Source organism: Actinomycetospora sp. CA-101289 (assembly GCF_050955895.1).
GTDB lineage: Bacteria > Actinomycetota > Actinomycetes > Mycobacteriales > Pseudonocardiaceae > Actinomycetospora.
Genome location: NZ_CP192093.1, coordinates 3,420,766 through 3,440,330, shown reverse-complemented (window position 1 = coordinate 3,440,330; position 19,565 = coordinate 3,420,766). Strand labels below are relative to the sequence as shown.

20 protein-coding genes are annotated in these 19,565 nt (G+C 73.0%); 8 read left to right on the top strand and 12 right to left on the bottom strand.

Translation table 11 applies throughout. The features are described from left to right. Positions 1 to 77 precede the first annotated feature (77 nt). Complete coding sequence (locus ACQPX6_RS17235) at positions 78 to 887, top strand: enoyl-CoA hydratase/isomerase family protein (RefSeq protein ID WP_433781507.1); 810 nt, start codon at positions 78 to 80, stop codon at positions 885 to 887. 9 nt (positions 888 to 896) lie between these two features. Here ACQPX6_RS17235 and ACQPX6_RS17230 read toward each other — a convergent pair whose 3' ends face one another. From ACQPX6_RS17230 to ACQPX6_RS17205, 6 genes are all read right to left on the bottom strand, one after another. Then, the gene (locus ACQPX6_RS17230; protein ID WP_433781506.1) at positions 897 to 2,051 is read right to left on the bottom strand and encodes an acetyl-CoA C-acetyltransferase; all 1,155 of its coding nucleotides are present in this window, start codon (positions 2,049 to 2,051) and stop codon (positions 897 to 899) included. A 38-nt stretch (positions 2,052 to 2,089) separates the two neighbouring features. Beyond that, positions 2,090 to 2,701 (bottom strand): TetR/AcrR family transcriptional regulator, encoded by a 612-nt coding sequence (locus ACQPX6_RS17225; RefSeq protein WP_433781505.1) that lies wholly within the window; start codon positions 2,699 to 2,701, stop codon positions 2,090 to 2,092. Between the two features lie 9 nt (positions 2,702 to 2,710). Next, positions 2,711 to 2,998: a hypothetical protein gene (locus ACQPX6_RS17220; RefSeq protein ID WP_433781503.1), complete on the bottom strand. Its 288-nt coding sequence runs from the start codon at positions 2,996 to 2,998 to the stop codon at positions 2,711 to 2,713. Next, positions 2,998 to 3,543 carry an aromatic-ring-hydroxylating dioxygenase subunit beta gene (locus ACQPX6_RS17215; protein WP_433781502.1) on the bottom strand — a complete coding sequence of 182 codons (546 nt, stop codon included), beginning with the start codon at positions 3,541 to 3,543 and terminating at the stop codon, positions 2,998 to 3,000. Before ACQPX6_RS17215 ends, ACQPX6_RS17220 begins: the two co-directional genes overlap by 1 nt. Then, on the bottom strand, positions 3,540 to 4,850 hold the full coding sequence (locus tag ACQPX6_RS17210; protein ID WP_433781501.1) for an aromatic ring-hydroxylating oxygenase subunit alpha: 1,311 nt from the start codon (positions 4,848 to 4,850) through the stop codon (positions 3,540 to 3,542). Before ACQPX6_RS17210 ends, ACQPX6_RS17215 begins: the two co-directional genes overlap by 4 nt. Positions 4,851 to 4,944: 94 nt before the next feature. After that, positions 4,945 to 6,150: an enoyl-CoA hydratase-related protein gene (locus tag ACQPX6_RS17205; protein WP_433781499.1), complete on the bottom strand. Its 1,206-nt coding sequence runs from the start codon at positions 6,148 to 6,150 to the stop codon at positions 4,945 to 4,947. A gap of 60 nt (positions 6,151 to 6,210) precedes the next feature. Between ACQPX6_RS17205 and ACQPX6_RS17200 the strand changes: the two genes are divergently transcribed. Both ACQPX6_RS17200 and ACQPX6_RS17195 read left to right on the top strand, forming a co-directional pair. Further along, on the top strand, positions 6,211 to 6,969 hold the full coding sequence (locus ACQPX6_RS17200) for an enoyl-CoA hydratase/isomerase family protein (protein ID WP_433781497.1): 759 nt from the start codon (positions 6,211 to 6,213) through the stop codon (positions 6,967 to 6,969). Positions 6,970 to 7,073: 104 nt separating this feature from the next. Then, complete coding sequence (locus ACQPX6_RS17195) at positions 7,074 to 8,798, top strand: class I adenylate-forming enzyme family protein (RefSeq protein ID WP_433781496.1); 1,725 nt, start codon at positions 7,074 to 7,076, stop codon at positions 8,796 to 8,798. Between the two features lie 6 nt (positions 8,799 to 8,804). Here ACQPX6_RS17195 and ACQPX6_RS17190 read toward each other — a convergent pair whose 3' ends face one another. Then, a complete protein-coding gene (locus ACQPX6_RS17190; protein WP_433781495.1) occupies positions 8,805 to 10,427 on the bottom strand; it encodes a class I adenylate-forming enzyme family protein in 1,623 nt (540 codons plus the stop codon). 27 nt (positions 10,428 to 10,454) lie between these two features. After that, positions 10,455 to 11,768, bottom strand: coding sequence for a phytoene desaturase family protein (locus tag ACQPX6_RS17185; protein ID WP_433781494.1), 1,314 nt, complete (start codon positions 11,766 to 11,768; stop codon positions 10,455 to 10,457). A gap of 101 nt (positions 11,769 to 11,869) precedes the next feature. Between ACQPX6_RS17185 and ACQPX6_RS17180 the strand changes: the two genes are divergently transcribed. Both ACQPX6_RS17180 and ACQPX6_RS17175 read left to right on the top strand, forming a co-directional pair. Continuing rightward, a complete protein-coding gene (locus tag ACQPX6_RS17180) occupies positions 11,870 to 12,325 on the top strand; it encodes a MaoC family dehydratase (protein WP_433781493.1) in 456 nt (151 codons plus the stop codon). Positions 12,326 to 12,360: 35 nt separating this feature from the next. Beyond that, positions 12,361 to 13,224, top strand: a complete 864-nt coding sequence (locus ACQPX6_RS17175) for an SDR family NAD(P)-dependent oxidoreductase (RefSeq protein ID WP_433781492.1) — start codon at positions 12,361 to 12,363, stop codon at positions 13,222 to 13,224. An 89-nt stretch (positions 13,225 to 13,313) separates the two neighbouring features. On the opposite strand, the gene ACQPX6_RS17170 is transcribed toward ACQPX6_RS17175, so the two are convergent. Continuing rightward, on the bottom strand, positions 13,314 to 14,144 hold the full coding sequence (locus tag ACQPX6_RS17170; protein ID WP_433781490.1) for a PaaI family thioesterase: 831 nt from the start codon (positions 14,142 to 14,144) through the stop codon (positions 13,314 to 13,316). An 85-nt stretch (positions 14,145 to 14,229) separates the two neighbouring features. Between ACQPX6_RS17170 and ACQPX6_RS17165 the strand changes: the two genes are divergently transcribed. Genes ACQPX6_RS17165 through ACQPX6_RS17155 form a run of 3 tightly spaced genes read left to right on the top strand, consistent with a single transcriptional unit; the run spans position 14,230 to position 17,004 of the window. Then, complete coding sequence (locus tag ACQPX6_RS17165) at positions 14,230 to 15,054, top strand: enoyl-CoA hydratase/isomerase family protein (RefSeq protein ID WP_433781488.1); 825 nt, start codon at positions 14,230 to 14,232, stop codon at positions 15,052 to 15,054. Positions 15,055 to 15,061: 7 nt separating this feature from the next. Beyond that, on the top strand, positions 15,062 to 15,988 hold the full coding sequence (locus tag ACQPX6_RS17160; protein ID WP_433781487.1) for a DUF7064 domain-containing protein: 927 nt from the start codon (positions 15,062 to 15,064) through the stop codon (positions 15,986 to 15,988). Continuing rightward, positions 15,985 to 17,004 (top strand): phosphotransferase family protein, encoded by a 1,020-nt coding sequence (locus ACQPX6_RS17155; protein ID WP_433781485.1) that lies wholly within the window; start codon positions 15,985 to 15,987, stop codon positions 17,002 to 17,004. The genes ACQPX6_RS17160 and ACQPX6_RS17155 overlap by 4 nt, the downstream gene beginning before the upstream one ends. 4 nt (positions 17,005 to 17,008) lie before the next feature. Here ACQPX6_RS17155 and ACQPX6_RS17150 read toward each other — a convergent pair whose 3' ends face one another. The 3 genes from ACQPX6_RS17150 to ACQPX6_RS17140 are packed head-to-tail and all read right to left on the bottom strand — an operon-like array spanning position 17,009 to position 19,490. Next, positions 17,009 to 17,437, bottom strand: a complete 429-nt coding sequence (locus ACQPX6_RS17150) for a MaoC family dehydratase (RefSeq protein WP_433781484.1) — start codon at positions 17,435 to 17,437, stop codon at positions 17,009 to 17,011. Further along, a complete protein-coding gene (locus tag ACQPX6_RS17145; protein WP_433781483.1) occupies positions 17,434 to 17,862 on the bottom strand; it encodes an FAS1-like dehydratase domain-containing protein in 429 nt (142 codons plus the stop codon). The genes ACQPX6_RS17150 and ACQPX6_RS17145 overlap by 4 nt, the downstream gene beginning before the upstream one ends. Positions 17,863 to 17,900: 38 nt before the next feature. Next, positions 17,901 to 19,490, bottom strand: a complete 1,590-nt coding sequence (locus tag ACQPX6_RS17140; RefSeq protein WP_433781481.1) for an AMP-binding protein — start codon at positions 19,488 to 19,490, stop codon at positions 17,901 to 17,903. Positions 19,491 to 19,565 lie beyond the last annotated feature (75 nt).

The following is a 19,565-nucleotide window of genomic DNA, read 5'->3' as shown; positions in this document are numbered from 1 at the left end:
ACGTTGACAGCCTCCGGAGCCCGTGATGGGCTGCCGCGATTAATGCCGATTAGAAACTATCAGCACGGAGCAGACGAGTGAGCGATGAGGTCGTCGGGTCCGGCCCGATCCTGCTGGACATCGACGACGCCGGGGTGGCCCGGCTACGGCTGAACCGGCCCGAGGCCTCGAACGGTCTCGACGTGCCCCTGCTGCGGGCCTTCCACGACGCGGTCATGGTCTGCCACAGCCGCCCGGGCCTCCGCGTCCTCGTGCTCAGCGGGGAGGGGAAGCACTTCTGCGCGGGCGGGGACGTCAAGACCTTCGCGAGCAAGGGCGAGGCCCTGCCCGACTATCTGCGGGAGGCCACGTCGTGGCTGCAGATGGTGGTGCAGGCGTTGGTGAACCTCCCGGCGCCCGTCGTCGCCTCGGTGCACGGCTTCGCTGCCGGCGGGGGAGGGTTCGGGCTCGTCTGCGCCGCCGACCTCGTCGTCGCCGCCGAGTCGGCGAAGTTCCTCGGCGGCGCAACGCGGGTGGGTATGGCCCCGGACGCCGGGACGACCGTCACGCTTCCGGCGCTGGTCGGCCTCCGGAAGGCCCTGGAGATCTCTCTGATCAACCCCGTCCTCACGGCCGCCGAGGCGCTCGACCTCGGCCTGCTCACCTCCGTGGCGCCCGACGGGGAGCTGGCCGCGCGGACAGACGAGATCGTCGGCCGACTGGCCGCCGGCGCCCCGCGGGCGCTGGCCGCCACGAAGCGCCTGATGTGGTCGGGGCTCGGCTCACGGGTGGAGGCGCAGCTCCCGGAGGAGGCGCGCACCGTGGCCGAGCTCTCGGGCACCGCTGACGCGCGCGAGGGGCTGGCCGCCGTCATCGAGCGCCGGGACCCGACCTTCACCGGGGGCTGAGCTCCGGTCTCAGCCCAGGCGCTCGATGATCGTGACGTTGGCCTGGCCGCCGCCCTCGCACATCGTCTGGAGCCCGTAACGGCCGCCGCTGCGCTCGAGCTCGTGGAGCATGGTGGTCATCAGACGCGCGCCGGTCGCGCCCAAGGGGTGGCCCAGCGCGATCGCCCCGCCGTTCGGGTTGACCTTGGCGTGGTCCGCGCCGGTCTCGGCCATCCAGGCCTGCACCACGCTCGCGAAGGCCTCGTTGATCTCGACCGTGTCGATGTCGTCGATCGTCAGGCCGGTCTTCCCCAGAGCGTGTTCGGTGGCGGGGATGGGCGCGGTCAGCATCATCACCGGGTCGCCGCCGCGGGCCGAGACGTGGTGGATGCGGGCCCTCGGGGTCAGGCCGTGGTCGCGCACCGCCTGCTCCGACGCGATGAGCAGCGCCGCGGCACCGTCCGAGATCTGGCTCGCGACCCCCGCGGTGAGCCGACCCCCCGGGGCGAGGGGCTTCAGACCGGCCATCTTCTCGGGGTTGGTGTCCGCCCGTGGCCCCTCGTCGACCTCGACGCCGGCGATGGAGCTGATCTCGCGGTCGAACCGACCCTCCGCGATGGCGCGCAGGGCCCGCTGGTGGCTCTCGTAGGCGAACCGCTCCATGTCCTCGCGCGTGATGCCCCACTTCTCGGCGATCATCTCCGCGCCGCGGAACTGGGAGATCTCCTGGGTGCCATAGCGCGCCTCCCAGCCCTCGGAGCCCGTCCACGGGTCGGTCGCGCCGAAGGGCTCGCCCGCGGCGAAGGAGCTCAGGATGGGGTACTGGCTCATGATCTGGACCCCGCCGGCGAGGACGAGGTCGGCCGTGCCGGCCATGACCGCCTGCGCTGCGAAGGTGACGGCCTGCTGGGACGAGCCGCACTGGCGGTCGACGGTGACCCCCGGGACCGACTCGGGCAGACCCGCGGCCAGGGCGGCGGTGCGCGCGATGTCGCCGGCCTGCGCGCCGATGGTGTCCAGGCACCCGTAGATGACGTCCTCGATCGCGGCCGGGTCGACGCCGGTGCGGTCCACGACCTCCCGGATGGGGTGCGCGCCCAGGTCAGCGGGGTGCAGCGCCGCCAGGCCTCCCTTGCGGCGGCCGACCGGCGTGCGTACCGCCTCCACGATGTAGGCCTCGGACATGGGCACCTCCACGTGCGCTCGGCGTCGTCCCGCCCAGTTTAATCCAGAATAGGAAAGCGCGGGCCGAGTCCGGATCGCACCACGTGCTGCGCGACCGCGACGACGTCCTCCAACGACCCGCGCTGCGGGTCCCACCACTCCGGCGCCCAGTTCAGGGCGCCGAGGACCAGCATCCGGGCGGCGCGCACGTCGACGTCCCCGGCGAGTTCCCCGGCGGCCACGGCCTCCTCGACGAGGCGGCGCCACACGTCGGCGTAGGCGCGCTGCCCGACGAGCTGGCGCTCGCGGATGTCGGTGGGCAGTTGACCGGCGTTGCGGGTGGCCGCCGACGAGAAGTCCGACCGACCGAGGACGACGTCCAGGTGGGCGGCGATCGCACAGTCGATCCGGTCCATGGCCCCGGTGCCGGGCGGCAGCGCGTCGAGCGAGGCGACGACGTGCTCCAGGGTCGCCTGCTGCCCGACGGTGACGACCTCCTCGAGGAGCTCCTCGCGGGAGGGCCAGTAGTAGTAGATCGCCGGCGCCTGCACGTCGGCGACCTCGGCGACGTCGCTCAGGCGCGTTCCGGCGTACCCCTTCCGGCTCAGGACCTGCGCCGCCGCCGCGAGGATGCGCTCCCGGGTGAGCGTGGACTTGGACGGCCGGGACACGAGGTGATCCTAGGGTTCCGGGACCGCGCTCCCGGGCGTGCGGAGCGACTCGCGGGCCGGACCGGGATCGGCGTCACGCCACCGGTGCTGGGACGGGTCGAGCAGCGTCCGGATCCAGGCGTCGGGCGCCCAGACGATCGACTCGAGTTCGAGGGCGTCGAGGTAGCGCACGACGCCCGTGCGCAGGTCCTCCAGGCGCAGGCGGGTGCTGTTGCCGCGGTCGTCGACCGAGACCGACACGGAGGCGAATTCGCTGGCCACGACCCCGAGGTCGGCGGGCGCCGGCTCCTCGGTCATCAGACGAGGAACGACAGCGAGCGCAGGGCACGGTCGGAGTCCACGAGCACGATCTTCTTCCCCGCCATGCGCAGCTCGCCCTCCACGCGACGCAGCCGGTGGGTGACCCGCCCGACCCACCAGGTGAGCCCGCGGTCGCGGGACTCGAGGATCTGCACGACCGAGGTCACGACGGTTTCGGTCCCGTCGCGCCCCAGGATCTCGACGTTGGTGACCGACCGGCACAGGCGGGACGGCGGCCGTTGCGAGTGGCGGCGGCCGGTCTGGAGCTGCTTGATCCTCGTGCTGATGCGCCCGCGGTTGTCGAAGATGATCGACATGTGGGTCCGCGGATCCTGGGTGTCGTCCACGGGCACGTGGTAGACGGCGTCGTCGGTCCAGAGCGCCTCCCACTCCTCGAGCGCGAACGCATCCGCGAGCCGGGCCTCCCGGTAGAGGAACTGCTCGACCTCGGCGAGCTCCGGTGTCCCGCCGGTCTGGAGCGCGTCGTCGCCCTGCGCGGGAGGGGGAGTGCCGTCGACGATCTGCTGGGCGGCGGCGGTCATGCCGTCGCCTCCGGGGTCGCGGCCTCGTGCTCCGGCGCCATCAGCGTCAGGTAGTGCTGCCACATGGCCCGCATCGAGGTCTCGTCGGTGGCCGTGCCGATCGTGAACCCCCGCTCGTCGGTGCGCTCGCGCACGAGGCCCCGGCGCAGGTCGAGCCACTCGGGCTGGAGCTGGGCGACGCCGCGCTGGTTGCGCTCGTACATCTCGGCGTCGTCGGCGAGGAGCATGCCGGCCGGGCCGACCGAGCCGACGCACTGCGTCACGAGCCGGCGGTTGAGGTCCGGCGCGCCCTTGAACTGGATCGCGGTGACGTGCTGGACGGTGCGGTCCGGGGCGAGCGGCTGGATCTGGAAGAGCTGGATCTCGGCGATGAAGAGGTTCGGGAAGATCATGATGTGCGGCGAGCCGTCGATCATGATCTCGTCGGCCTCGGCGGCGCCGTAGGTGGCGCGCATGGCGGCGACGTAGTCGGCAATCTTGGCCTCGGGCGTCCCGGCCCAGCCCATCGGCACGCCCATGCGGCGGAATTCCGGGCTGAGGTCGTTCTCGGTGTGACCGCCGCCCAGCGCGCGGGTCACCGCGGTCGACTTGTCGCTGTAGAGCGCGCCGATGCCGCTGCCGGAGATGCTGAAGATCGAGGAGTGGACGAACTGGGGGTGGTAGCCGTCGGTCTCGTTCTCGACCAGCATCTTCCAGTTCGCGGTGACCTCGTGCTTCACCCAGCCCGCCGTCAGCTCCACCTCGCCCTCGGGGGAGAGGCGCACCAACCGGTCGATCCGTTCGGCGGCGGCGCCGAGGTGCTCGCGCAGCGTCGGTCCGTCGGCGGCGAGGCTCGCGAACACGAAGCCCTGGTAGGTCTCCACCCGCGGGGCGGCGGCGAGACCGCCCAGCTCCGCCTTCGCCTGCTTGCCGCCATAGCCCTGGTTGAACGGGAAGCCGAGCAGCTCGCCCGTGTTCGTGAACGTCCACCCGTGGTACGGGCACCGGAAGGACCCGGAGTTCCCGGCGTCCGCGTCGCAGACGAGGTTGCCCCGGTGCGAGCAGCGGTTGTGCAGCACGTGGATCCCGCCGACCTTGTCGCGGGTCATCACCACCTGCTGCGGACCGATCGTCTTGCGCACGTAGTCGTTGGGTTGCGGGATCTCGCTCGCGTGCCCGACGTAGACCCACGTCGTGTACCAGATGCGCTCCAGCTCCCGGGCGTAGATCGCGGGGTCGGTGTAGATCGACCCGTGCACCCGACTGGGCCGGACCAGCGAGCGGATGCGCCCGGCGTCCGCCCCGGGGAAGGCCTCGACGGCGGTCATCGCGTTCCACCTCCAGGTGGGGCCGGCTCGGCCACCCACGGTGCCCTTTTTCGAATCGGGCGTCAATTCACTCGAGCTCGGGGTGCCGGGACCATCATCGACCCCGGAACGCCGGGCGCCGGCGCTCGACGAAGGCGGTGATGCCCTCCCGCGAGTCCTCCGACGCTCCCGAGCCCGCCATCTCCCGGGTCTCGGCCGCGAGCTGGTCGGCGAGGTCGGCGCTCGCGCTCTGCCGCAGGAGACGCTTCATGCGCCCGTAGGCGCCGGTCGGGCCGGCCGCCAGCGTCGCGGCGAGCTCGTCGGCCCGCGCGAGCACCTCGTCGTGCGGCACCACCTCGGTCACCAGGCCCCACGCGAGGGCCTCCGTTCCGGTCAGGCGCCGGTTGAGGAGGAAAAGCTGCTGCGCCCGGCGCGTCCCGACCAGTCGCGGCAGGTACCAGGAGTTCGCGCCGTCGGAGGCCAGCCCGATCGCCCCGTAGCCGAAGACGAACGTGCTGGTGTCGGCGGCCACGACGAGGTCGGCGACGTGGGCGAGGCCCATGCCACCGCCGGCGGCAGCTCCCTGCACGGCGCACACCACGGGGACCTCCAGCGTGGCCAGCCTCTCCAGGGTCAGGTGGTAGCGGTCGGTCATCGCGCGCAGCCGCTGCGGGACGTCCTCGGCGGCGGTGCGGGCGAAGAAGGGCAGGTCGCCCCCCACGGACAAGGTGCCGCCCGCGCCGCGCACAAGCACGGCGCGGACTGAGGCATCGGCGGTGATCCGGAACGTCGCCTCGTCGAGGTCCTCGACCATCGTGGGGTCGATGGCGTTGCCGGCCTCGGGGCGGTCGAGCTCGATGGTGGCCACGCCGTCGAGGACCTCGTACTGGACGACGCGGAGCTCCCGGCGCCCCGCCGGCGCCGGCGGCAGCGCTTGCCGCCATCGGGCACTGTCGGTGTACTGCCGCAGCGACCGGACGCGGTCGCCGTCGAAGGTCAGGACATGGGCGAACGCGGCGTCGAGGGCGCCGCCGCCGTCGCGGGCGCTGCCGGTGTAGCGGCCGAGCACCAGCAGCCCGCCGTCGGCGAGGGCGAGGAAGTCTCGGGCCTCGGCGCGAGCGCGGTAGTGGCGCCCGATCCGCCACCAGAACTCCTCCGTCATCGCGACGGGTCCGCGATGGGTGCCGCCCAGATCGAAGGGCAGGCCCTCGGTCGTCTCGCCGACGAAGTCCGGGTGGAGGAGCTCGGTCGCGGCCTGCGCGTCGCCCGCGGCGAGGGCGTCGTAGAGCCGCCGGACGACCTCTTCGCGCTGCGACGGCATGGCGCTCCCGGTCCGTTGTTCTAATGTGGATTAGAACACGGCCACCACCGAGGAGTCATCGTGTCGGACGACGAGGTCACCGCTCGGCTCGAGGGCGAGGTCGGCGTGATCCTGCTGAACCGGCCGCAGGCCCGGAACGCGATCACCCTGGCCCTCGCCGAGGCGCTCCACGATCACCTCGTGGACTTGGCCGGCCGCGCCCGCGTGATCGTGGTCCGCGGCGCCGGCGGGCACTTCTGCGCCGGTGGTGACGTCGGCGAGGTCGGGCGGCTGCGCGCCGAGGGACCGGCCGCGCTGCGCGGGCTCTTCGAGGCCTTCCACCGCGCCTGCTCGGTGATCGCGACCCTGCCGGTGCCGGTCGTGGCCGCCGTCGAGGGCTACGCCATGGCCGGGGGCTTCGAGCTCGTTCAGGCCAGCGACGTCGTGGTGGTGCGCGACGACGCGGTGCTCGCCGACAACCACGCCCGCAACGGCCAGGTCCCCGCCGGCGGCGGCTCGCAGCGACTGCCCCGCCTGCTCGGTCCCCAGCGGGCGCTCACCCACATCCTGCTGGGCGAGCGGCTGCGGGGACCCGAGGCCGTCGCCCTCGGGCTGGCCTGGCGCAGCGCGCCCGCCGAGGACTTCGAGGCGCTCGTGAACGAGGTCGTCGAGCGGCTCGCGCGGACCGACCCGCAGTCCACCGCGCGCACCAAGCGGCTCGTCCACGAGGGCCTGCGCTTGCCGCTGGAGGACGGGCTGGCCCGGGAGACCGAGGTCGTGATGGACCACCTGGGCGAGGAGGCGGTGGGTGCACGGCTCACCGGCTTCCGCCACCGCTGACGACGCTTCCCGCCATCGGTCGACCACGGCTCCAGCGCTGGTCCCCGCCGCCTGTCCACGCATATTCTTCTCCGGATTAAACGACCGAGGGGTGGTGGCCGGAGATGGTGGCGAGTCTCGACGAGCGGCGCTCGGAGCTGCGGCGTCGCTTCCCGACGTGGACCCCGATGACCCTCCACGACCGTCTCGCGCACTGTGCGGACGAGTTCGGCGACCGCCCCATGGTCATCACCGACGCCCGGACGGTGACCTACGCCGAGGTGGCCGCCTGGACCGAGCGGCTGGCCGACGCGCTCGTGGCGCTCGGGGTGCGTCCCGGCGACCGGGTCGGGATGGTGATGGCGAACTACATCGAGTTCGTCCCGCTGAAGTTCGCGATCGCGCGCGCCGGCGCGGTGGCCATCCCGTTCAACTTCCTCTACCGGACCGAGGAGCTGCGCTACGTCCTCGAGCAGTCCGACTGCAATCTCCTGATCACCATGACCGGCTTCGCGGGCCTCGACCACCTCGGGATGCTCGACGAGATCGCCCCGGGCTGGGACCGCGGGGAGCAGACCACGCTCCCGGAGCTGCGCGGCGTGGTCACGCTGTGCACCGACGGGCGGACGCGCGACGGCATCGGCTCGGTGGAGGACCTCGAGCAGCTCGGCAGGGAGCACCCGGGAGGCAGCGTCGACCGCGGTGCTGCGCCGGAGGACGTCGCCGACATCCTCTACACCTCGGGGACCACCGGGACGCCCAAGGGCGTGCTCATCACCCACGACGCGAGCCAGCGCACCGGCTACGCGTCGGCGCTGACGCGGGCGTTCGAGGACGGGCGCCGCATCCTCTTCTCGCTGCCCTGCTACCACATGTTCGGCTACGTCGAGGGCTTGATGGCGGCAATGATGGTCGGCGGCGCGATCATCCCGCAGACCGCGTTCGACCCCGGCCGGTACCTCGAGGGCATCGAGCGCCACCGCGCCACGGACATCCTCTGCGTCCCGACGATGACCGTCGCCCTGCTAGAGCACCCCGATCTCGGCGTCCGCGACCTGTCGAGCCTCGTCGCGATCCTGTCCGGGGCCGCGCCGGCACCCGTGTGGCTGTGGGAGAAGGTGCGCGCCGCGCTCGGGGTCGACGAGATCGTCACCGGCTACGGGATGACCGAGCAGGGCGGGGCGATGACGCTGACCCTCCCCGAGGACCCGCTGGAGCGGCTGTCAGGCACCGTGGGGCGGGTCAAGATCGCGGGGGTCGCGGGCCTGCCGGAGTCGGCCGGGGAGTCCGCGGGCGACCTCACCGAGTTCCGGGCGATCGACGTCCTCACCTCCGAGCCCCTCCCGACCGGATCGGAGGGCGAGCTCGCGGCCCGGGGTCCGACGAACATGCTCGGGTTCTGGGGCAAGCCGGAGGAGACGGCGCTCGCTCTCGACAGCGAGGGCTGGGTGCGCTCCGGCGACCTCGGTTACGTCACCGAGGACCGCTACCTCGTGCTGACCGGGCGGAGCAAGGAGCTGTACAAGAGCGGCGGCGAGCTGGTGATGCCCAAGGAGGTCGAGGAGGTCCTGTCGCGTCATCCGGGCGTGAGCCAGGCCTACGCGGTCGGGGTGGCCGACGAGCGCTGGGGCGAGATCGGTGTGGCGTGCGTGGTCGCCAAGCCCGACGTGGAGGTCACCGCCGACGAGCTCATCGCCTCGTGCAAGGAACAGCTCGCGCGGTTCAAGGTGCCGCGTCGGGTCGTGTTCCTGGCGGCCGGCGACCTGCCGACCACACCCACCGGCAAGGTGCAGAAGTTCCGGCTCGCCCGCATGGTTGCTCAGGCGGACGTCGAGCCGGCTCCGGCCTGAGGCCACTCAGCCCGCGCCGAGCTCCTCCCGCAGCGCGAACTTCTGGACCTTGCCGGACGGGGTCGTGGGCAGGTCGTCGACGAGGAACCACCGTGCGGGCACCTTGTACTTGGCCAGCCGCTCGCGACACAAGGCCTCGAGGTCCTCGACGAGCCCCTCGGCCTCGCGGTCGCGGGCGACCACGGCGGCGGCCACGATCTCGCCCCAGTGGTCGTCGGGGAGCCCGAGCACCGCCGAGCGCAGGACCTGTGGGTGGGCGGCGAGCGCGACCTCGATCTCGGCCGGCGCGATGTTCTCCCCGCCACGGATGATGATCTCCTTGAGGCGTCCTGTGACCGTGATCAGGCCGCGCTCGTCCATCGTCCCCAAGTCACCGGTGTGCAGCCGGCCGTCCGCATCGACCGTCGCGGCCGTGGCGTCGGGGTCGTCGAAGTACTCGATCATCTGGCTGTAGCCGCGGGCGCAGATCTCGCCCTGCTCGCCGATCGGGGCGATCTCGCCGGAGACGGGGTCGACGATCGCCGCCTCGGTGTGGGGCAGCGGACGCCCCACCTTGGTCACCAGGTCCTCGCGGGTGTCGGTGCGACGGGTCAGCGAGAGCACGGGGGAGAGCTCGGTCTGGCCGAAGAGGTTGTGCACCGAGGCGCCGAACGTCCGCTCCACCGCCTCGATCATCGAGCCCGGCACCGTGGACGCGCCGACGAGGACGGTCGAGAGCTGGGGGACCGGACCGTCGGTGCCTCGGGCGGCCTCGAGGACCGCGCCCAGCACGGTGGGGACGCTGAAGAGCACGTCGGCGTCCTCGGCGGCCATGGTCGCGAGCACCTCGTGCGGGACGAACCTCTCGATGAGCACCTGCGTGCCCCCGAGCCACGCCGGACCGAGCGTCGAGATGACGCACGCCGCGGTGTGGAACATCGGCAACGGCACGATGCCCACCGCCCCGGCCGGCACCTCGCCCGTGATCATGGTGAGGCGGGCGTTGTTCACCAGCGAGCGGTGCGCGAGCAGGACGGCCTTCGGGTGCCCGGTCGTCCCCGACGTGAACTGGATCATGGCCGGGGTGGTCGGCTCGACCTGCGCGTCCTCGTCGGCTCTCGCCCGTAGCCGGTCGGTGTCGCCGAGGCTGATCGTGTGGCGCAGGGCCGGCACTTCGGCGGCCACCGAGGTCGCCACCGACGCCATGTCGTAGTCCCGGCTCTCGTCGGCGTGCAGGAGCACCGAGGCCCGGGACAGGCGGAGCGCGTACTCGAGCTCACCGGCGCGCAGCACGGGGTTAAGCGCCACCAGCACGACGCCGGCCAGGGCGGCGCCGTACTCGATCACCGGCCACTCCGCGACGTTGGGCGCCCACAGGGCGACGTGGTCGCCCGGCTCGGCCACGCGCCGGATGCCGGCGGCGACCTCTCGGGCCTCGGCGAGGAGCTCGGCGTAGGTCGCCCGCAGCGTGCTGCCGTCGTGCCGGGTGCCGATCAGGGCCGTGACGTCCGGGTGCTCGGCGGCCCGGGCGCGCACCAGGTCGGCGACCGTCGCCTCGGCCAGCGGCACCGCGTCGTCGGTGTCCCAGACCGACCGCGTCAGCGTCCGCTGGGTGGCGGACGGGGTGATCGGGGGATGGTCAAGGGTCATGGCGGCCTTCGCGTCGAGGTCGAGGGGTCAGGCCGGGGCTCGGACCGGGAAGCGGGCCCCGATCTCGTCGACGACCAGCTTCGCGGTCTCCGCGCAGGCCGTGGTCCCGCCGTTGGCGTACTGCTTGACCGCGTCGCCCACGTTCCAGAGGTTCGCGATCGGCGTCGTGTGCGGGATGTCGTACCCGGCGACGGCGCGCTGAGGGGGCCAGGCGTCGCGCCACACGGTGGTGGACAGGTGGCGGGCGTGCGCGTACCCGGGTATCTGCTCCTCGAGGTCCAGCCGGAGGAGCTCGAGCTCCTGCTCTTCGTCGAAGTCACCGGTCGCGGGCTCCGGCACGGAGGTGCCGTTGTAGAGGTGCCAGCCGTCGGGTGCCATCTCGGGGCAGGTCGCGGTGAAGTTGGCGACGTAGCACATGCGCCGCGTGCTGGCGAAGCTCAGCAGTCCGGGGGCCTCGGTGAGCCGCTCCGGGCTGGCGAAGTTGACCACGAGCATCGCGCACGGGGTGGTGTCGACGGTGGCCACGTGCTCGGCAGGGAGACGGTCGCGGCCGACGAGGTCGGCGGTGGCGGCCGGGCCGGCGTCGCTGACGGCGAAGCGGCAGTGGACCTGCGTCACCTGCCCGCGACGTTCGACGGTGGCACCGCGCACGGTGCCGTCCTCGCCGAGGTCCAGGGACCGCACCTCGCTGTCGAGCCAGACCTCCCCGCCGTGGCCCTCGACGACGTCGGCGAGCGCCCGCCAGACGCCGATGGTGCCCTCCGGGCAGAACCCGAACTTCTTGAACGCGCTCTTCCGCGTGAAGTAGGTGAGGAAGACCTTGGCCGGGAGGTCCTCCGAGCTCACGGCGAAGATCGAGGCGCACATGTTGCGGAAGATGCCGTGCACGCTCTCGTTGCTGGTGTACCGGCGGATCCAGTCCGCGGTGGAGAGCTGCGCGTCGGGCAGGCCCTCGTCGGTGCGCGCGGCCCCGAGGCCGTCGAGGAGCTTCGCCCCCTGGCGGGTGAGCTTCGAGAGCAGGAACCCCCAGCCCCCACCGGTGACGTCGACGTCCTTGCCGCCGATGCGATAGAGGACCGGCGGCTGCGCCCGGCGGACGTCGAAACGGGCCCCGACCTCGGCGAAGGTCTGCTCGGTGATCCCGCCGACCTCGATGACGATCGCCCCGTTGTTCACGGTGAAGCCGTCGATTTCCTCGCTCGACGCCCGGCCGCCGACCCGGTCCCGTCGTTCCACCACGAGGGTCCGGTAGCCGAGGTGCGCGAGGCGCGCGGCGACCAGCAGCCCGCCGGCCCCGGCGCCCACGACCAGCGCGTCGCAGTGGTGGCTCTCGCCGGCCATACGACCTCCCCGCAGCTCTGGTTTAATCCAGATTAGATGCCGCGGTCGACCACCGGCAAGGCGCCGTCGGGCCGCCGCGGACGACGACGGGAGTACGCCCCATGAGGACGTTCGCCTCGATCGACGAAGTGGTCGCCGCACAGGGGGAGACGCTCGGCCCCGGGGAGTGGACGACGGTCGACCAGAAGACGATCGACACGTTCGCCGACGCCACCGGCGATCACCAGTGGATCCACGTTGATCCGGCGCGGGCCGCCGACGGTCCTTTCGGGACCACCATCGCCCACGGGCTGCTCACCCTCTCGCTGCTCCCGGTCCTGCTCAGCGGGCTCTACCGCATCGAGAACGTGCGCATGGGCGTGAACTACGGCTTCAACAAGGTCCGTTTCCCGGCTCCGGTGCCGGTCGGATCGCGGGTCCGGGCCACGGCGCGTGTCGCCGAGGCCTCGCCGCTCGACCCGTCGACTGTCCAGGTCGTCTTCGGGACCGTCATGGAGATCGAGGGTTCCGAGAAGCCCGCGTGCGTCGTCGAGAGCGTCGGGCGCTTCTTCGTCTGAGCGTCGTCCGGGCGCCGAAGGGAGAGAGGTCAGGGTTGGCCGGAGTCGAGGGTCGGGTCGTCGCCGTCACCGGAGCCGGGGGCGGGCTGGGACGCGAGTACGCCAGGACGCTCGCGGCCGCCGGGGCGCGCCTCGTGGTCAACGACCTCGGCGGCGCGCGGGACGGGACCGGCCAGGGCCACGCCGCGGCCGACGCGGTCGTCGAGGAGATCCGCGGTGCCGGTGGTGAGGCCGTCGCGTCCTACGACTCCGTGGCGGACGAGGCCGGCGGAAGGGGCGTCGTCGCGACGGCGCTCGACGCCTTCGGCCGCGTCGACGGCGTCGTGGCCAACGCCGGAATCCTGCGCGACGCCGCCTTTCACAAGATGGGCGCCGCTGATTGGGACGCCGTGCAACGGGTGCACCTCGACGGCACCTACCACGTCGTGCGCGCGGCGTGGCCCCACTTCCGCGAGCAGCGCCACGGTCGGGTCGTCGTCGCGGCCTCCACCTCGGGCATCTACGGCAACTTCGGGCAGGCCAACTACGGCGCCGCCAAGGCCGGGATGATCGGACTCATCCAGACCCTCGCGATCGAGGGCCGGAAGTACTGCATCCTGGCCAACGCCATCGCCCCGATGGCGGCTACGCGGATGACCGCTGACGTCGCGCCACCAGAGATCCTCGAGAAGCTCGCCCCGGCGCACGTCGCCCCGGTTGTCGGCCACCTGCTCAGCGACGAGTGCACCGACAACGGCACGGTGATCGTCGCGGGCGGGGGTCAGGTGCACCAGGTGCGGCAGTTCATGACCCGGGGCGCGACGTTCGTCGAGGTCCCGTCGATCGAGGACGTCGCCGCGCGGTGGGACGAGGTCGTCGACCTCGCCGGAGCGGTCCCGGGCACCAACCCCGTCGGGTGACCCGCTCCTCACACGCGCCGCCGCCGATCCCCTCCGGGCCCAGGAGAGGTCCTCGAGGGGAGCTCCCGCCGCCCGTGGCTGAGGCGTGGCTACGGCGCCGCGGCCGTCACCGTGGCGGCCGCACACAGCCGACCGTCGCCCCCCGTGACGTCCACGCGTGTCACGGCGGTCGCGCGGCCACGGTGGACGACGGCCGCCCGGAGGCGCACGGGCCCCTCGAGGACCGCCGGGCGCAGGTAGGCGACGCGCAGGCTCGCAGTGCGCAGGGGATGACCCCCGTCGGCCACCGCCGCCGCGGCCACGACGTCGGCGAGCGCGGCCAGGATGCCGCCGTGACCGTGCCCGGCGACGTTCCCGACCTCCGGACCCGGCGGGACGACGAGCAGCGCGCCGTGGCCCGGGGTGCTCTCCAGTGTCGCTCCGAGGACCTCGTGGAGCCGGAGCCCGGGTGGTGGCCGGTCCGGGGCATCGGCCGGGACCACGCCGTCGAGGTCGGGGACGCCGGGCACGTAGTGCGTGGAGAGGGTCGCGACGGCCAGCACGTCGCCCCCCGGTGCGCGGACCTCGCCGCAAGCGGTGGCGTGGCGGGTGCTGGCGGCCAGCAGTCGGCTCCCGGCGGTGAGGACCGAGCCGTTGACGGGGAGACCGCCGACGACGTCGATCGACAACTCGGTGGTGACCGGCCAGCCGCCGTCGGGCCGCGCCGTCAGCGTCGCCTGTCCCACGACGTCGTCCAGCAGCACGCCGAGCATCCCGGCGGCCGGCGCACCGGCCGGATCTGTCATCCACTCGGCGGTGCGCATCGTGCCCCGCGCGGTGTCGCCGTCGACCTCGACCGGTGTGAGGCCGAACAGTGCCTCGGGCGCCCGGTGCGGGGTGACGAGCAGGGGGCCTCGCGCCGCGGCCTCGGCGTGCAGCATGGGACTCCTCGCCCTGGTAGCGCTTTCAAATGGTCAGGCCAAAAGTTACAGTAGCCCGGTCCGGGTGCCGAGTGGGAAGGCCGACATGACGATCGACGGGTCCGGTTCCGCGCCCGACATGGAGACCCTGCGCCTCGAGGTGCGCCCCGACGGCGTGGCCGTGCTGACCGTCGACCGGGCCGACCGCGCCAACTCCCAGACCCCGGCCATGTTCGCCGAGTTCGGCGTCGCCGCTCACGCCCTGCGCGACAGCGGGGCGCGGGCGCTGATCCTGCGCGGGGCGGGGGACAAGGCGTTCTGCTCCGGGTTCGACCTCGCCGAGATCGATGTGATCACCGAGATGGGGACCCTGGAGTTCCTCCGGTTCCAGGAGCTGGCCAGCAGCGGGATCGCGGCGATCCGGGGCCTGCCGTTCCCTGTCATCGCCGCCGTGCACGGCGCGGCGGCCGGCGGCGGTCTGTCCCTCGCGCTCGCCGCCGACATCCGCCTGGCCGCGCCGTCGGCGAAGTTCGCGTGCTCGTTCGTCAAGGTGGGCCTGTCCGTCGGGGAGCTCGGCACGTCCTGGCAGCTCACGCGCCTGCTCGGGTACGGACGCGCGGCGGAGATCGCCTACACCGGACGGGTCGTCGCCGCCGACGAGGCCGAGCGCATCGGCCTGGTCAATCGCGTCGTGCCGGGCGAGTGCCTGTTCGACGAGGCGTTCGCGCTCGCGGCGGCGATCTCGGCGAACTCGCCCGGCGGTGTCCGGCTGTCCAAGCGAGCGTTGCAGCGCAACCAGGAGATCGCCTCGTACGCGGGCGCCCTCGAGCTGGAGAACCGGGGCCAGGCCCTGTTGACCCGCACCGAGGACATGCCCGAGGCCCTCGCCGCCCTGCGCGAGCGTCGGGCACCCGACTTCACCGGGAGGTAGTGCTGCCGTGTCCACCGTCGAGGCCTTCGGGCCGCGGGACGACCTGCGCCACTGGCCCGCGCCGGGCGCGCGCATGCGCGACAGCCTCTTCTGGGAGGTGATCATGCCGGACGAGCAGCTCGGCGTGCAGATCTACCTCTACCTCACCGACCGGGGCCACACCGGCTACAACGTCACCGTCTGGGGCCCGGAGGCGGAGCCCCTGGCACTCCAGCTGGGCGGCGGCACGGTCGGCGCCGACACGGACCTCGACGACTTCGCTTTCGACGGCCTGACCGTCACGCAGCCCGAACTGCGCCGCACCGCGGTCGTCACCTACACCTCCGACGAGCTGCGCCTGCGCTACGAGTTCGAGGGCGTCCACGACGCGTTCAGCTACCACGGGAACCCCGATGGCATCCCGACGTGGTTCGCGCAGAACCGTCTCGAGCAGTCCGGCCGGATCCACGGGTACCTCGAGATCGGCGAGCGCCGCATCGACTGGCGCGGCCGGATGGGCCACCGCGACCACTCCTGGGGGCCGCGCGACTGGGGCGTGCCGCAGCACTGGAAGTGGTTCGTGGCCTACACCGAGTCGGGGCGGGCGGTGAACGGCTGGCTCTGGATCGCCCGCGGTGAGTGGGGGTTCGCCGGCTACGTCGCCCGCGACGGCGTCACCACCCCGATCGCCCGCATCGAGCAGCGGGCCTCCTACGACGACGACATGACCCAGCGGCGGCTTGAGGCGACCGTCGTCGACGTCGGTGGCAGCCGCACCGAGGTCGTGTTCGACCGGTACGGCCTGGTCAAGCTCCCCACCAACCAGCGGACCGGGACCGAGATCTGGGAGGCCGCCTGCCACGCCACGATCGACGGTGAGTCCGGCGCCGGTCAGTGGGAGAACCAGTGGTCGCGGTCCTATCTCGACCACCTGACCGCGGGCGCCGCTCGGTGATCTGGGACTGGACCCCGGAGCGCCGCGAGGCGCTGACGGCGTTCCTGCGCCGCCACAACCTCGTCGACGGCCCGGTGACGACGCGGCGCATCGGCGACGGGCACTCGAACCTGACCTACCTCGTCGACGACGGGGAGCACCGGGTCGTGGTGCGCCGCCCGCCGCCGCCACCGGTGCCGCCCGGGGCGCACGACGTGCTGCGCGAGGCCGAGCTGCTCCGCGGCCTGGCCGGCAGCGACGTCCCCGTGCCTGCGGTGCTCGCGACGGCCGGACCCGGCGAGGTCGTCGACGCGCCGCTGCTGCTCATGAGCCACGTCGTCGGGCCGGTGGTCACCACCACGACGCCGCCGGCCCTCGCGTCCCCGGCCGTCCGCAGGGAGGTCGGCGCGGGGATGGTCGACGCGCTGGCGGCGCTGCACGCGGTCGACTGGCGCGGGACGAGCCTGGAGGGCCTCGGTCGACCCGAGGGGTTCGCCCGGCGGCACCTCGCCCGCCTGCGCCGCCTCGTGGCCGACGAGGACGGCGCGCGGCCCGCCGCCTTCGCCGACCTCGACGCCTGGCTCGAGGAGCGGGCCCCCGCCGACGGCGAGGCGACGGTGATCCACAACGACTTCCGGCTCGGGAACCTCGTCCTCGCGCCGGAGCCACCGGGACGGGTCGCGGCCGTGCTCGACTGGGAGCTCGCGACGCTCGGCGACCCGCTGCTCGACGTCGCCTACCTGCTGGCGTCCTACCCGGTCGCCGGCGAGCCGCTCGTCCCGACGGCGCAGCTCGGGACCGCCGTCCTCGAGCCCGGCTGGCCGTCCCGCGAGGAGCTGGCCGAGCGCTACGCCGCCGCCACGGGACGCGACCTCGCCCGGCTCACCTGGTACACGGTGCTCGCGCTCTGGAAGCTCGCCGTGCTCTACGAGTACAGCCGCCGGCGCCTCCGCCACGGCGGGGGTGATCCCTACTACGAGGACCCGGCCCTCGTCCGGGCGTTCCTCGGGGCCGCGCACCGCGCCGCGGGGACGTGAGGCGTCAGCGTCCGCCGACGCGGACGACGACCGCCTCCCCACGGACGACGGGGGTGGCGCCGACCGTGGCCGTCAGTGCGAGGTCGGCGACCGCCTCGCCGGCCTCCCCGTCGCGGACCGCGGTGACCTCGCCCGCGAGCTCCAGGAGGTCGCCGGGCCGGACGGGCGCGAGGAAGCGGACCTCGAGCTCGCGCAGGTGCTCGACGCCGCAGCGGTCGGAGAGCCAGCCGGCGAGCATCCCGGCGGTCATCTGGCCCATGGCGATGACGCCGTCGAAGCCCGCCGCGGTGGCGGCCGCCGGGTCGTGGTGCAGGGGGTTGAAGTCCCCGCCCGCGCCGGCGAAGCGCACGATGTCGGTCGGGGTCAGCGGGCCGATCGTGCGCGGGGGAACGGTGTCCCCGACAGCGAGCGCGACCGGGGCGCGCGCGGTCACGGGCGCAGTCCGCGCTCGATGACGACCTCGCGCCACTCGACGGTCGGCGTGCCGTGGGCGTCGAGGAAGACGGTCTCGAGGGTCAGGCGCCGCGACACCGCGCCGTCCCGGCTGGTGCGCTGCTCGTCGTCCACGAGCCGGCGCACGCCGTGCAGGCGGTCGCCGACGAGGACGGGGCGGCGGTAGCGCCAGCGCGTCGAGCCGACGACGACCCGCTCGATCGCGAGCCCGAGCCGCTCGACCATGGCCTGCTGGTCGCGGTGGTGACCGCTGACCACGACGTGGGTGGGCGTCGCCGGCTGCGCTCCGAACCCTGCGGCCCGTGCGGCGCCCGGATCGGTGTGCACCGGGTCCTCGACCCGCGTCGCCCGGGCGAACTCGGCGACCTTCCCGGCCTCGACGGCGAACGTGACCTCGTCGACCACGTCCCCGAGGGTGACCTCGCCAAGGGTGCTCACCGGGCTCAGGTCGTTACCGGCTCACGCCCGGCCTGCTCGACCTTCTGGGCGATGTCCTGGCGGAGCAGGTGCTTCTGGATCTTCCCGGTCGCCGTCGTCGGCAGCGCGTCGACGACCTCCACGCGCTCGGGCACCTTCTGCAGCGCGACCCCCTTGTCGAGGAGGTAGTCCTTCAGCGTGTGCAGGCTCGGCGGACCGGAGGGGTCGGCGGGCACGAGGTAGACGCACACCCGCTCCCCGAGGCGGCGGTCGGGCATGCCGACGGCGGCCGCGCGGGCGACACCTGGATGGGCGGCGAGCAGGTCCTCGATCTCGCGCACGCTGATGTTCAGCCCGCCGCGGATGATGATGTCCTTGGTCCGGCCGGTGACCCGGACGTAGCCGTCGGCGTCCATCCGGCCGAGGTCGCCCGAGCGGGAGAAGCCGTCGGGGGTGAACAGCTCCGCGGTCTCCGCGGGCCGGCCGAGGTACCCCAGCATGTGCGACGGGCCGCGGTAGGCGATGTCGCCCTCCTCGCCGACCGGCACCTGCTCGCCCAGCTCGTCGACCACCTGCACCTCGCTGAACGGCAGCGCGGCCCCGTCGCTGGTGAGCGCGCGCTCCGGGTCGTCGACCGCCGTGCACGTCGTGGTGCAGAGGTTCTCGCTGCGCCCGTACAGGCTGAGGATCTTCGCCTGGGGGAGGAGCCGGCGGGCCCGCTCGACGACCGCGCGGGGGATCGGGGCGCCCGCCGAGACCCAGAGGCGCAGGCTCGACGCGTCGTGGCGCTCCGGGTCGTAGGCGTCGAGGAGCATCTGGATGAATGCGGTGGCCGTAACGCTCGCGGTGCAGCGGTAGCGCTCGATCTCGGCGAGCCCGCGGACGGGGTCCCAGTCGGGCATGAAGTGCGTGGCCGCGCCGTAGATCAACGGGAGCAGGACGCTGGTGACCAGCCCGGTCGTGTGGGTGACCGGTGACGGGCCGAACTGCACGTCGTCCTCGGTGTAGGCGAAGGCCACGCCGAGCGCACGCGCTCCGGAGACGTAGGTGTTGAAGGTGTGCACACAGCCCTTGGGCTGCGCGGTGGTGCCCGAGGTGTAGACGATGACGAACGGGTCGTCCGCCGTGACCGGGGCGCCCAGGTCGGTCTCCGCCGTGGCCGGGTCGACGTCGGCAGTGAGCGCGGTGAGGGTCCGGACGGTGGTGGTGGCGTCGTCCGCGGCAGCCTCGACGGCCGCGTCGGCGCGCACCGCGACGATCGTGTGTACGGCTGGGCGGTCGGCAGCGAGAGCGCGGTACATCCCCAGGAAGTCGAAGTCCTTGAAGGTCCCGGGCGTCACCACGGCGCTCACGCCGGCGTCGTCGAGGACGTGCCCGACCTCCTCGCGGCGGTAGATCGGCATGATCGGGACCGAGATCGCGCCGAGCCGGGCGACGGCCGCGACCACGACGACGAACTCGCCCCAGTTCGGGAGCTGCACGGCCACGCGGTCGCCCGTACGGACGCCTACCTCGTGCAGGCCGGTGGCGAGCCGCAGGGAGTCCTCGTACACGTCCCGATAGGTCATCGAGGCCTCGCCGTCGGTGACGAAGGTCTTGTCGCCCCGCTCACTCACGAGCGGTCCGGGCCAGCAGGTCGCCGAACAGCTCCGGCGCCCACAGGCCGGACCCGTAGTAGCTCTCGACGTCGG